This is a genomic window from Rhizobium sp. 05N430, from assembly GCF_056396985.1.
Genome location: NZ_JBFTMO010000003.1, coordinates 365,478 through 378,541, shown reverse-complemented (window position 1 = coordinate 378,541; position 13,064 = coordinate 365,478). Strand labels below are relative to the sequence as shown.

Genomic DNA, 13,064 nt, shown 5'->3' with positions numbered 1-13,064 from the left:
GCCGAACATGATGTTTCGCCGGGCGAGAAATACCGTCGCTCTGACGGCACTGGCTGCGATCGCATATGGCGGTGTCCTTGTGACATCGTCGGCAAGCGCAGGCATGGGTTACGCGGTCGTCCCGACCGCGACGATCTATCCCGGAGAAACGATCAGCGCCGGCCAGCTTCAGGAAGTCGAAGTCACCAACCCCAACCTCTCAGGCGACTACGCAAAGTCGATCGACGAGGTCCGGGGAATGATCTCGAAGCGCACACTTCTTCCCGGCCGGACCATCAATGTCTCGGCGCTGCGCGAAGCCTACACGGTGACGCGCGGCTCGCAGATCCGGCTGGTATTCAATCTTGGCCCGATGACCATTTCCGCGGCCGGTTCGCCGCTCGAAGATGGCTCGACCGGCCAGGTCATCCGCGCCCGCAACATGGATTCGGGCGTCATCATCAGCGGCACCGTGCTGGCTGACGGCACCATCCACGTGGCGGCAAAATGAAGATCGTCTCTCGCATCCTCGCCGCGCTCGCGGCTCTTTCCATGTGCATGACCACCGTGACGCCTGCCGTCGCGATGTCGTCGCGTATCAAGGATATCGCTTCGCTGCAGGCTGGCCGCGATAACCAGCTGATCGGCTATGGCTTGATCGTCGGCCTGCAGGGAACGGGTGACGGCTTCCGTGCCTCGCCGTTCACCGAACAGTCTATGCGCGCCATGCTGCAGAATCTCGGCATCTCGACGCAGGGCGGCGAATCCAACGCCAAGAACACCGCAGCGGTCATGGTCACCGCCAATCTTCCGCCGTTCGCCAGCCCCGGCAGCCGCATCGACGTCAATGTCAGCTCGCTGGGCGATGCCTCGTCGCTGCGCGGCGGCACACTCGTCATGACCTCGCTGTCGGGCGCCGATGGCCAGATCTATGCCGTTGCCCAGGGCTCCGTCGTGGTATCAGGCTTTCAGGCGCAGGGTGCTGCGGCAACCGTTACAGAAGGCGTGACCACCGCCGGCCGCGTTCCCGGCGGTGCGATCATCGAACGCGAACTGCCATCGCGCTTCAAGGATTCCGTCAATCTCGTCCTGCAGCTTCGCAACCCGGACTTCTCGACCGCCGTGCGTATCTCCGATGTCGTCAACGGCTATGCGTCGTCGCGCTTCGGCGGCCCCGTTGCCGAAGCCAAGGACGCCCAGGAAGTCATCGTACAGAAGCCGCGTGAAGCCGACCTGACGCGCCTGATGGCCGATATCGAAAACCTCGTCGTCGAGACCGATACGCCCGCCAAGGTGGTGGTCAACGAGCGAACGGGCACCATCGTCATCGGCGCTGACGTCCGGGTGTCACCGGTTGCTGTCAGCTATGGTACGCTGACGGTCCAGGTCACCGAGACGCCGCAGGTCATCCAGCCCGAACCCTTCTCCAAGGGTCAGACGGCCATACAGCCGCAGACCGATATCGCCGCGCAGAAATCCGGCGGCCGGGTGGCAATGCTTGATGGTCCCGATCTGCGCACCCTCGTTGCCGGTCTCAATAATATCGGCGTGAAACCGGACGGCATCATCGCCATCCTACAAGGCATCAAATCTGCAGGTGCGCTGCAGGCGGAGCTTGTGCTGCAATGATCAGGCTGAACAAGGACATGACGGTTGCCGAACTGTTGCGGCGCTCGGCGCTGCCGGCGGCAGCCGTGCTGCTGCTTTCCATTCCTGGCGCCTTCGCACAGGAAGCGCAGAAGCCGGAGGGCGACATCACCTCCGAGGACGAAATCAAGCAGTTCTGCACCAACATCGCCGATCCGGCCCGCGACCAGCGTTATCTCCTGCAAAAGCAGGAGCTCGAGAAGCTGCGCGCCGACATCGATACGCGCGTCGCCGAAATGGATAAGCGCAAGGCCGAATACCAGGACTGGCTGAAGCGCCGTGATGTCTTCCTCAAGCAGGCCGAAGCCGGCCTGACGGACATCTACAAGAACATGAAGCCGGATGCTGCTGCACTGCAGCTCGAGAAGGCCAAGACCGAGATTGCGGCCGCCGTGATCATGCGGCTTGGCCCGCGTCAGTCGAGCCTGATCCTCAACGAGATGGACCCTGAGAAGGCCGCCGTCATCGCCAACATCATCGCCAGTGCATCCGATCCCAATACGTCGAAGGATCCCTCATGAACAAGCGTTTCCCGGCTGCCATTGCCGCCGTCGCCCTTCTCGCCGGCTGCCAGTCGCCGCAGTCCGTGAGGGAGATCGGCCGGGCGCCCGCCATGAGCCCGATCGGCAGCGGCCTGGCCTACGGCCAGACGCCGCAGATGGCGCTTTATCCGAAGCAGCCGCGCCAGGTCGCGCAGGGCTACTCGCTCTGGAGCGATAGCCAAGCGGCTCTGTTCAAGGACGCACGCGCATTGAATGTCGGCGACATCCTGACGGTCAATATCCAGATCAACGACAAGGCGAAGTTCGAGAACGACACCAGCCGCAGCCGCACCAATTCCAGCGGCATGAACTGGGACGTCAATGCCAATATTCTCGGCTGGAATCCGGCTTCGAAGACGGACCTGACCTACGGCTCCGACACGAGCACCGACGGCAAGGGCAAGATCGACCGGTCCGAGACGCTGAAGCTCATGGTCGCCGCCGTCGTCACCGGTATTCTCGAGAACGGCAACCTTGTTATCAGCGGTTCACAGGAAGTTCGCGTCAACCAGGAAATCCGCATCCTCAACGTCGCCGGTATCGTGCGGCCGCAGGATGTCAATTCCGACAACCAGATCTCGTATGAGAAGATCGCCGAAGCCCGCATCTCCTACGGTGGCCGTGGCCGCCTGATGGAAATGCAGCAGCCGCCGCGCGGCCAGCAGGCCGTCGATCTCTTCTCACCGCTTTAAGGCCGGAACCATGGCAGACGAAGAAGCAGGCGAAGCCAAACCGAAGAAGAAATCGGCAGCGATGATGACGATCGTCGGCGTCGCCATCCTGACACTTCTCGGCGCCGGCGGCGGCTGGGCCGTAGGCACGATGATCGCCCCGAACGTCAAGAGCGCCGAGCAGGCGAATGAGGCGGCTGCCGAACCGAAGCCCGCCGGCGGCGAGAAGAAGGAAGGCGAAACCGGCCTCCCGCATGTCTCGACAGAGGCGAACAACGTCGTCCAGCTCGAGCCGATCACCTCCAACCTCGCTTACCCCTCCGAAAACTGGGTGAGGCTAGAGGTCGCACTGCTCTTCAACGGGCCGCCTGACGTGAAGGTCGCTGAAGATATCCATCAGGATATAATGGCTTACATCAGAACGGTTTCGCTGCAGCAGATCGAAGGTCCGCGCGGCTTTCAATATCTACGGGATGACATCCAGGAACGTGTTGACCTGCGCTCTCAGGGGCGCGTATCCAAGGTCATGTTCAGGACCTTTGTCATCGAATGATTCGATTCATAATTTTCTTGGCCGCCATGATGGCGGTACCGGAATTGGCGGTGGCTCAGCAGCTGCCGACAAATCTGTTAAATCTTCCTGTCGATGGCTCGGTCGCTGCCTGGATCATCCGCACATTCGGCCTTCTGACCGTTCTTTCGGTCGCGCCGGGCATCCTGATCATGGTGACGAGTTTTCCTCGCTTCATCATCGCTTTCTCGATCCTTCGCACCGGCCTCGGCCTCTCGTCCACGCCATCCAACATGATCCTGCTGTCGCTGTCGCTGTTCATGACCTTCTACGTCATGGCGCCGACTTTCGATAAGGCATGGCAGGACGGCGTTCAGCCGCTTCTCGCCAACCAAATCCAGGAGCAGGAAGCCGTCCAGCGCATCGCTGAGCCTTTCCGCACCTTCATGGCAGCCAATACCCGCGACAAGGATCTGGCGCTCTTCGTCGATCTGGCCCGCGAGCGTGGGCAGAACGTTCAGACCGGCGCGCTCATCGACTACCGCGTCCTGCTCCCGGCCTTCATGATTTCCGAAATCCGCCGCGGTTTCGAAATCGGCTTCCTGGTCGTCCTGCCGTTCCTGGTCATCGACCTGATTGTCGCCACCATCACTATGGCCATGGGTATGATGATGCTGCCGCCGACGTCGATCTCGCTGCCCTTCAAGATCCTGTTCTTCGTGCTGATCGACGGCTGGAATCTTCTGGTTGGCAGCCTGGTCCGCTCCTTCAGCTGATACGCTCACGATCTTTCATTCGTCCGCATAAAGAAAACCCGCCGGGAGCAACTCCGGCGTGTTTTGCGTGTCTCCGGTCTCGGGCCGCTATTATGCGGCCGGGAACGGTTCGGTCCGTGCCGGCAGGGCAGGGACGTCGAAGTGATCGGGTGCTTCGCCTTGCTTGGCGCGTTCGGCCATCGTCTCGTAAGCCTGTTCCAGATGGCGGCAGAAGCGCTCGGCGTCGAAGAGTGGGGCGATGTAGCGCTGTTCGGCAAGATGCGCCTTGTAACCGGCGATCTTTTCCGGCTGCGCCGCCAGTTCGACTGCGAGATCTTCGTAGCCCTGCAGGTCCGCACCGACGAGTTCAGGCAGTCCGATGGCATTCAGCAGGCTCTCGCTGACGCGTGAGGCGAAGTTGGTGCCCTTCATGGTGAGAACCGGCAGACCGCCCCAGAGCTGCTCCGACGTCGTCGTATGGCCGTTGACGGGGAAGGTGTCGATGCCGATATCGGCAGCCTGCAGACGGCTGATATGTTCCTCATAGGCGCTGCGCTTGCAGAAGACGATCCTGTCGGTGGGCACGCCCTCTGCCTGGAAGGCCTTCCGCAGGTTGCCCTCGTTGCGCGGCGAGGTCGTCATCAGCCACAGCACGCTGTTTGGCGCACGCTTCAGGATGCGGGCCCAGCTCGCAATCGCTTCCGGGGTGATCTTGCGATTGCCGTTGAAGGAGGCAAACACGAAGGCGTCTTCCGGAAGACCGAACTGGTCGCGGGTGACCGGACGCGGCTGCGGACGGTTCGCAGGGTCGTTCGGCTGGTAGCTCTCCGGCATCCGGCAGAACTTCTCGTGATAGAACGGCTTGGCGACGTCAGGCAGCACGAAGTGGTCGCCGATGACATAGTCGAGATCGATGCCGAGGGTGCTTCCGGGGAAGCCGAGCCAGGCGACATGCACTGGCGCCAGCGGCATGTTGAATGTGTGGGCGCGGCTGTCGGCCGTGTGTCCCTTGAGGTCAACCATGATGTCGATGTTGTGGTCGCGAACGACCTGCAGCACGTCCTTGTCGGCGATGCTGTGAATATCGACGACGGTACCCCATTTGCTGCGGTCCGTCTTGTTGGTCTGCAGCGCCAGCGGTCCGCTGTGGTCGAACAGCACGATCTCGAACTTGTCGCGGTCGTGGAGTTCGAGCACGCGTTGCATCAGCTTCATGGTCGCGTGGTTGTCCCAGAAGTCCGAGGACATGTAGCCGACGCGGATCTTGCCGGCCCAGGCATGCGGCAGACTGCGGCGAAGTGCGATCTTTTCGGGATCGAGTTTCGGCACGCCGACCGTCGGGTAGCGATTGTGGTCTTCGTTGCCGCACCAGTGAAGGTGATAGAATGGGTGATCCTTCTGCAGGACCTCCGGCCGTCCGCCGGCAACCAAGTCGTCGACGACCTTCTGGTGCTTCTGCGCCTCTTCGTAATCGTTGAATTCGCGCAGGAAGATCAGATAGAGGAAGCGTGCCGAATAATCCTTCGGGAAGCGCTTGAAGATATTGCGGGCGAGAAGCTCGTTGGAAGCGTCGCTGAGATCGTTGGAAACCAGCTTGGCAGCGGCGGCAAGGTGCTCGCGGTTGCTGCTCTCGGAAAGGACGTTCTTCAGCGGCTGGATCAGATCGCGCTGCTGGCGGCCGAGGAATACGGAGACGAGAATAAATGCGAGGTCGGGGTCGCGCTGCGCCTTTTCGAAGTTGCGCATGCAGATCACCAGAGCCTCGTCCTCCTCGCCGCATTCGAAATGCAGCCGCGCGGCGAGCTTGTGATACTCGTAGGAGTTCGGGCCTTCGGATTTGGCCGCAAGAGAATAGGATTTCGCCGCGTCCGACTTGAAACCAAGCTGAAGCAGGTTCTTGGCCAGCAGCGCGTAGGTCTTCGCATCTTTCTGGACGTCGATCAGCTGGTTCAGGGTTGCGAGAGACTTTGTGTAGCGCCCCATCTGGTATTCACGGGATGCCACCGAAAACGAGACTTTGCTGTTCAAAACCGAACTCCGTTTGGAAATGCTCTGATCAAAACGCCGATGCAGCCGCGGCACAGAAGACCGTCACCTCGAAATGGAACGAGTTCACCTGCTTCCCGGCTTTGCCATACTCGCACGCGAAGCCTGCTCGAAGCTGGTGGCGCAGGGGCGGCGGGCGCTCGGTGAGTGCAACCGAAAATATCTTGCGGAAGATTTAACTATACTTGGCATGGGTCCTGTCGGCCCCCGCACATTTAAGGAGTTGGCAAGCATTGGCTGCGAGATTGCCCTGGACATGACGGGTTTGGGGCCACACAGAAAAGGCGCCCAGTAGCATGAAGCGCATCCGCCATCGCCGGTAATCACAGTCCGGTATGTCCTCGTTTTTGTATCTAGTTTTCTAGGGGACAGACTTATGACAAGCATTAATACCAACACTTCCGCAATGGCAGCACTCCAGACGCTGCGTAACGTCAACCAGAACCTCGGCAAGACCCAGGATCACGTTTCGTCGGGTCTGCGCGTTGGCAAGGCTGCCGACAACGCAGCTTACTGGTCGATCGCAACGACGATGAAGTCGGACACGAAGGCCCTCGGCGCCGTATCTGACGCTCTCGGCATGGGCGCTGCCAAGGTTGACACGGCTTACACCGCTGTCGAAAGCTCCATCGACGTCGTTTCAGAAATCAAGTCGAAGCTCGTTGCTGCGACTGAAGACGGTGTCGACAAGTCGAAGGTTCAGGACGAAATCACCCAGCTCCAGGCGCAGCTGAAGAGCATTTCTTCTTCCGCTTCGTTCAACGGCGAAAACTGGGTTGCCAACTCCACCGGCGAAACGATGAGCGTTGTCTCCTCCTTCGTCCGCAGCAGCTCTGGTTCGGTATCGGTCACCACGTCCGAATACACGGCCGGTGCAACCGATCTGCTCTACACCGATGCGACTGCCGGTACCGGCGGTATTCTCGGCACGGCCGGCGCGTCTTCGGGCAAGTCGATCACCGAGTTCACGATCGACTCCTCCACGACCAAGGGCGGTATCGACAACCTGCTGAGCGACGTTGAAACCGCTCTGAAGGACATGACCTCGCTCGGTTCGAAGTTCGGTTCGATCTCCTCGCGTATCGACATGCAGTCGAACTTCGTCTCGTCGCTCAGCGACTCGATCGAATCGGGTGTTGGCCGCCTCGTCGACGCCGACATGGAAGAAGAGTCCTCGAAGCTGACCGCTCTGCAGACGCAGCAGCAGCTGGCTATCCAGTCGCTCTCGATTGCAAACTCCTCTTCGCAGAACATCCTGTCGCTCTTCCGTTAAGAGCTGGCAGCAAGTACCGAAAACTCGAAATGGCCGGTGTCTCACCGGCCATTTTTGTTATTAAAAATGGATTAACGAGATTTAACCTAAGTTACCGATTTTTAACGATTTTTTTTAACCGTGTTTAGCTTCTTTTAACGATGATGCTGTTTTCTAAGCACATCGAAACGGCGGTCGGTCAACAGACGATCGGCAGGCATGACGCTGAGCGCCGTTCCCGGTGAGACCGGAATGCCCTTCATCACGTAGCCAATTAGGGGCACATTTAAATGACCAGCATTCTTACCAACAATTCCGCAATGTCCGCTCTGCAGACCCTGCGCAACGTCAACCAGAACCTCGCCGACACCCAGAACCACGTTTCGTCGGGTCTGCGCGTTGGCAAGGCTGCCGACAACGCAGCTTACTGGTCGATCGCAACGACGATGAAGTCGGACAACAAGGCCCTCGGCGCCGTTTCTGACGCTCTCGGCATGGGTGCTGCCAAGGTTGACACGGCTTACACCGCTGTCGAAAGCTCCATCGACGTCGTTTCCGAAATCAAGTCGAAGCTCGTTGCTGCAACCGAAGACGGCGTTGACAAGTCGAAGGTTCAGGACGAAATCACCCAGCTCCAGGCGCAGCTGAAGAGCATTTCTTCTTCCGCTTCGTTCAACGGTGAGAACTGGGTTGCCAACAACGCCGGCGAAACGATGAGCGTTGTCTCCTCCTTCGTCCGCAGCAACACCGGCGCTGTATCTGTTACGGTCACCGAATACACTGCTTCCGACACCGATCTGCTGTACACCGATGCGACTGCCGGTACCGGCGGTATTCTCGGCACGGCCGGCGCGTCTTCGGGCAAGTCGATCACCGAGTTCACGATCGACTCCTCCACGACCAAGGGCGACATCGACGGCCTGCTGACCGACGTTGAAACCGCTCTGAAGGACATGACCTCGCTCGGTTCGAAGTTCGGTTCGATCTCCTCGCGTATCGACATGCAGTCGAACTTCGTTTCGTCGCTGAGCGACGCAATCGAATCGGGTGTTGGCCGCCTCGTCGACGCCGACATGGAAGAAGAGTCCTCGAAGCTGACCGCTCTGCAGACGCAGCAGCAGCTGGCCATCCAGTCGCTCTCGATCGCAAACTCCTCGTCGCAGAACATCCTGTCGCTCTTCCGCGGCTAATAGGATTAGCGATACAAGCCCTCCGGCATTGTCCGGTCGGTCCAGGAAAACGGAACCGCGCCTTAACGGGCGCGGTTTTTTGCTGTCCGCGTTAACGTTTTGTTAACCATTTTGCCGTCTTCTGCGCTCAACGTAACGGTGAGTTAACCAAGTTTAATCCCAGGTTAACAGGCATGAGCGCTGGTTCCCGTTCCCGGTAGGCCGGAATGTCCCTTCTCGACGTATTGCCAATAAGGGGCACTTTTTCATGACGAGCATTTTGACGAACGTCGCAGCCATGGCTGCGCTTCAGACACTTCGTACGATTAACAACAGTCTCGAAACCACCCAGAATCACGTATCCTCCGGTTACCGTGTCGCCAAGGCTGCCGATAACGCCGCCTACTGGTCGATTGCGACGACCATGCGCTCCGACAACAAGGCGCTTTCCGCCGTGTCCGACGCGTTGGGTCTTGGCGCAGCAAAGGTCGACACCGCCTATTCGGCGATGGACAGCGCCATCGACGTCGTCACCGAAATCAAGTCCAAGCTTGTCGCCGCAACCGAAAAGGGCGTCGACCGCACGAAGATCCAGGAAGAAGTGAAGCAGCTTCAGTCTCAGCTTCTGAGCATTGCGCAGTCCGCATCGTTCTCCGGCGAAAACTGGGTGGCGGGCAACGAAACCAAGAGTGTGGTCTCGTCTTTCGTTCGCGACGGCAACGGCAACACTTCGGTCACCACCACCGAATATGTGCTGAACTCCGCTTCGACCGGCAACGTGCTGTTCGGCACTAGCAACGGATCGATCGATACCTCGACTGGCATCATCGGTAGCTCCAACGGCACGATCGGCTCGATTTTCTCGTTCGACATCTCCAACCTGTCGACGGATGACATCGGCCTCGCCCTGAATGCTGTGGAGGCAGGTCTTGAATCGATGACGAAGGCGGCTTCGCAGCTCGGTTCGATTTCGACACGCATTCAGTTGCAGGAGAATTTCGTCTCGTCGCTCAGCGACTCCATCGACTCGGGTGTCGGCCGTCTCGTCGATGCCAACATGGAAGAGGAATCGTCCAAACTGACTGCGCTTCAGACACAGCAGCAGCTGGCGATCCAGTCGCTGTCGATTGCGAATTCGAGCGCGCAGAACGTTCTGACGCTGTTCCGCAGCTAAGCCGGAAATTGAAGCTGGACCGAATCTTGCGGCGCTGTTTTCAATCCGTCAAAAACACTCAGAAATCGCGCTCGAAAGGCGCGATTTTCGTTTTAAAAACATGTACTTAAATGTGTTTTCAAGTTTCGGCGTCCCGAGGGGCCTCAACCCTTGAAACTATGCTTAAAGTTGGGTTAATTTCACCAACGAGTTGATTTGTTACTGCGACGCACCGGCCGTTTTGCCGGGGGCATGAAGCCATAATCTGTCGCTGCCGGTTACCGGTCTGTCCCTTTCCCATTCATTCAAGAGATCGACAGATGGCCTATACCATTCAAGACCCGGCTGCCCTGACCGCACTGAACATCATGCGGGGCCTCGGCAAGGACTCCGATAAAATTCAGCAGCAGATTTCATCGGAACTGCGGATCCAGACTGCTGCGGACGATGCCACATACTGGTCCTACGCGCAGACCCTGCGCACCGACGGCAGCTCGCTGAAGACGATCGATGATGCGCTTGGCCTTGGTGCGGCGAAAGTCGATACGACCTATACGACCATGGACTCGCTGATCGACCTGGTCAGCAATATCAAGGCTACGCTCGTTTCCGCCGCCGACCCGGCGAATGACCGTGACAAGCTGAACACCACACTGCAGCAGTATTTGTCGCAGCTCCAGTCGGGCGTTACTGGCACCAGCTTTTCAGGCGAGAACTGGCTCTACAACAACAACTCGGTCATTCCCGATACCCGCTCGGTGATCGGCGGCTATATCCGCGGCGCCAACGGTCAGTTCTACCCTCAAAACATCAGCTTTCCGTCATCGAGTCTGGTCATGATCGATACGCGCGATGCGTCAAAGGGTCTGCTGACCAAGGACATCGATCCGGGCACCGGCAGCGGCAACCAGTATTTCCTTCTGAACGCAAACTCGACGAACCCCGCGACCGGCAGCCAGATATCGCTTTCTGACAGCACGACACCGCAGAATCTGGCGGACATGCAGGCTGTCGTTGAAAAGGTCCTCTCCGGTCTGAACACCACAGCGGCCGGTCTCGGCATCATGAAGAACCAGGTCGATGCCCGGTCGGACTATGTGAACAAGATGATGGACTCGCTAGACACCACGGTGGGTGCGCTTGTCGATACCGATATGGATGAGGCATCGACTCGTCAGACAGCAATCCAGGCGCAGTTGAACATCGCGACCGAAGCGATGAACATTCTTAACAACTCGGCCGGCAACATCCTGATCCTGCTCGAATAGTAATCTGGCTCAGCTGGCGGGCAAGTGCCCGCCATTCATCCTCGCGCAAGTTTGACTTTCTAGGTTCCAGGCAAGGCTGCCTCAGTTCTGTGAAGCGGCGGTCAGAATTGGTTTGAACGGGGCGCAGGCATGCCGCAGCTTTTTGCAGATACCGGGTGTGGTCGATGAGCGCGATGCTATCCCGCTATCTCAAGGATTTCAGTGATATCAAGCCGGTCGCCCCGGCGCCCGAAGCGTCCGACTTTGCTGAAGAGGCGTTTGGGGGCTTCGCAGATTTTGCGGAAGAACCTGCAGTCGATCTCGAGGCTGAACGCCGCTCCGCCTATGCCGAGGGCCACGCCGCGGCAACGTCTGGTCTCTCCAAGACCCACGCGGACCAGCTGCAGGCTGCCGAGCTTGGCTATCAGCGGCAGCTCGATGAACTGAAAGAGAAGTACGAGCAGGAACTCGCGGTCCTTCTCGCTGCCAGATTGTCGGGCATCGCCTTCGAAGTGGCGGAACTTGTCAGCGCCGCCGCCGCCAAGGCGATCGCGCCCGTTGTGACGGAGGCTGTCGCGGAGCAGGCTGTCGCAGATCTTGCGGTGCTTCTGAAAGAGGCAATTCTCGATGGCGCGGCCGGCGTGGTGATCGTCAAGGGTCCCGCCAATCTTTTCGCATCGCTGGAGAAGGCGCTTGGAGAAAAGTCCGGCCTTCTGCGGCACATTGAGACGGATGACGTCGACCTCATTGTCGAGGTTGATGGCTCCGTTCTCGTCACACGTATTTCTGCCTGGTCTGCCAGCTTGAAGAAAGTTCTGGAATGAGTGAGAGCGAAAATCACCACCACGGCAAAAATGAAGTCATCATCATCAAGAAACATGGTGGTGGCGATCATGACGGCGCGCATGGCGGCGCCTGGAAGATCGCTTACGCCGACTTCATGACCGCCCTGATGGCGTTCTTCCTCGTCATGTGGCTGGTCAATGCTGCAAACGAGGAGACGAAAGCCTCCGTTGCGACCTATTTCAACCCGATCAAGCTTGCCGACGAAAAGCCCACAGAAAAGGGGTTGAAGAAGCCTGTCGATACGGCCGAAGGCGAGGAGACGAAGGACAAGTCGAAGCAGAAGGAAGAGCAGCAGACGCAGGGCGCTTCTGCCGCCAGCGGCGACGACCAGACCTCAACGTCAGGCGACCAGACGAACTACTCCGAAGCCGACTTCTTCGAGAATCCCTATTCCGTTCTGGCCGAAATCGCCCAGGAAGTCGGACAGCAGGCTAACGTCAGCGCCAAGGGCGAGGGCGGTGCGGCCGATTCCGGCCCTGCGACCGGTGCCGACGGCGGCGAGGCCTATCGCGATCCTTTCGATCCGGATTTCTGGACCAAGCAGGTCGAGGTGACGCGCGCCGACAATCCTGGCAAGACGCCGGCGACCAAGGACGCCAAGGAGCAGCCGGATGCTGCAGAGCTTGCTAAGCTCGAGGAGCAGAAGCCTGAAGACCATTCTGCCGATGCCAAGCCTGCCGATCAGCCTCACGAAAAGGCGGCCGACAAGCACTCCGATCAGAAGCCGGCAGATACCGCGGCCGACAAGCAGCAGGATGCGCAAAAGCAGGCCGAAGAGCAGAAGCAGGCCGATGAGCTGAAGCAGGAAATTGCCAAGCAGATCAGCGGCGTCGGCGGCAAGCTCGCCGAAGGCCTGACGGTAACCCCGTCCGAAGGCGGATTGCTCGTCAGCCTTTCCGACCAGGGCAATGACTCGATGTTCAACGTCGGCTCGGCCGTTCCCCGCAAGGAAATGGTGCAGGTCATGGAAAAGCTGGGCGAGATCCTAAAGGCGCGCCAGGGCGCGGTGGTGATCCGTGGCCATACCGATGGCCGTCAGTATAAGGGCGCAGACAACGAAAACTGGCGCCTGTCGATGGATCGTGCTCAGGCGGCCTATTACATGCTCGTGCGTGGCGGCTTGGGCGAGCAGCGCGTCTCGCAGGTGTCCGGCTTCGCCGATCGCAAGCTCAAGCTTCCTGATGATCCATTGAACGCCGCAAACCGCCGTATCGAAATCCTCGTTCAGGCGGACCAGGGATAAACC

The 13,064-nt window shown here is 59.2% G+C and carries 13 protein-coding genes; 12 read left to right on the top strand and 1 reads right to left on the bottom strand.

The window, feature by feature from the left end:
• Window positions 1–7: 7 nt before the first annotated feature.
• Genes flgA through fliP form a run of 6 tightly spaced genes read left to right on the top strand, consistent with a single transcriptional unit; the run spans window position 8 to window position 4,126 of the window.
• Entirely contained in the window at window positions 8–490 is a 483-nt protein-coding gene (gene flgA, locus AC1DJO_RS09285) for a flagellar basal body P-ring formation chaperone FlgA (protein WP_477970049.1), read from the top strand.
• Window positions 487–1,608, top strand: a complete 1,122-nt coding sequence (locus tag AC1DJO_RS09280; RefSeq protein ID WP_112513962.1) for a flagellar basal body P-ring protein FlgI — start codon at window positions 487–489, stop codon at window positions 1,606–1,608. Before flgA ends, AC1DJO_RS09280 begins: the two co-directional genes overlap by 4 nt.
• The gene (locus tag AC1DJO_RS09275) at window positions 1,605–2,147 is read left to right on the top strand and encodes a MotE family protein (protein ID WP_112513961.1); all 543 of its coding nucleotides are present in this window, start codon (window positions 1,605–1,607) and stop codon (window positions 2,145–2,147) included. The genes AC1DJO_RS09280 and AC1DJO_RS09275 overlap by 4 nt, the downstream gene beginning before the upstream one ends.
• Window positions 2,144–2,860, top strand: a complete 717-nt coding sequence (gene flgH / locus AC1DJO_RS09270) for a flagellar basal body L-ring protein FlgH (RefSeq protein ID WP_112387601.1) — start codon at window positions 2,144–2,146, stop codon at window positions 2,858–2,860. Before AC1DJO_RS09275 ends, flgH begins: the two co-directional genes overlap by 4 nt.
• Window positions 2,861–2,870: 10 nt before the next feature.
• Window positions 2,871–3,392 (top strand): flagellar basal body-associated FliL family protein, encoded by a 522-nt coding sequence (locus tag AC1DJO_RS09265; RefSeq protein WP_477970047.1) that lies wholly within the window; start codon window positions 2,871–2,873, stop codon window positions 3,390–3,392.
• Window positions 3,389–4,126: a flagellar type III secretion system pore protein FliP gene (gene fliP, locus AC1DJO_RS09260; RefSeq protein WP_112387603.1), complete on the top strand. Its 738-nt coding sequence runs from the start codon at window positions 3,389–3,391 to the stop codon at window positions 4,124–4,126. Before AC1DJO_RS09265 ends, fliP begins: the two co-directional genes overlap by 4 nt.
• A gap of 90 nt (window positions 4,127–4,216) precedes the next feature.
• Here fliP and AC1DJO_RS09255 read toward each other — a convergent pair whose 3' ends face one another.
• On the bottom strand, window positions 4,217–6,088 hold the full coding sequence (locus AC1DJO_RS09255) for an O-linked N-acetylglucosamine transferase, SPINDLY family protein (protein ID WP_477970325.1): 1,872 nt from the start codon (window positions 6,086–6,088) through the stop codon (window positions 4,217–4,219).
• A gap of 439 nt (window positions 6,089–6,527) precedes the next feature.
• On the opposite strand from AC1DJO_RS09255, the gene AC1DJO_RS09250 reads away from it, so the two are divergent.
• The 6 genes from AC1DJO_RS09250 (at window position 6,528) to AC1DJO_RS09225 (ending at window position 13,061) form a co-directional block, all read left to right on the top strand.
• The gene (locus AC1DJO_RS09250) at window positions 6,528–7,424 is read left to right on the top strand and encodes a flagellin N-terminal helical domain-containing protein (protein ID WP_112387606.1); all 897 of its coding nucleotides are present in this window, start codon (window positions 6,528–6,530) and stop codon (window positions 7,422–7,424) included.
• Between the two features lie 269 nt (window positions 7,425–7,693).
• Entirely contained in the window at window positions 7,694–8,593 is a 900-nt protein-coding gene (locus tag AC1DJO_RS09245; RefSeq protein WP_112387607.1) for a flagellin N-terminal helical domain-containing protein, read from the top strand.
• A 247-nt stretch (window positions 8,594–8,840) separates the two neighbouring features.
• Entirely contained in the window at window positions 8,841–9,746 is a 906-nt protein-coding gene (locus tag AC1DJO_RS09240; RefSeq protein WP_112387608.1) for a flagellin N-terminal helical domain-containing protein, read from the top strand.
• Between the two features lie 299 nt (window positions 9,747–10,045).
• Window positions 10,046–10,993, top strand: a complete 948-nt coding sequence (locus tag AC1DJO_RS09235) for a flagellin N-terminal helical domain-containing protein (RefSeq protein ID WP_112538203.1) — start codon at window positions 10,046–10,048, stop codon at window positions 10,991–10,993.
• 164 nt (window positions 10,994–11,157) lie between these two features.
• Window positions 11,158–11,796: a hypothetical protein gene (locus tag AC1DJO_RS09230; protein WP_477970045.1), complete on the top strand. Its 639-nt coding sequence runs from the start codon at window positions 11,158–11,160 to the stop codon at window positions 11,794–11,796.
• Window positions 11,793–13,061: a MotB family protein gene (locus AC1DJO_RS09225; protein ID WP_477970043.1), complete on the top strand. Its 1,269-nt coding sequence runs from the start codon at window positions 11,793–11,795 to the stop codon at window positions 13,059–13,061. The genes AC1DJO_RS09230 and AC1DJO_RS09225 overlap by 4 nt, the downstream gene beginning before the upstream one ends.
• Window positions 13,062–13,064: the final 3 nt, after the last annotated feature.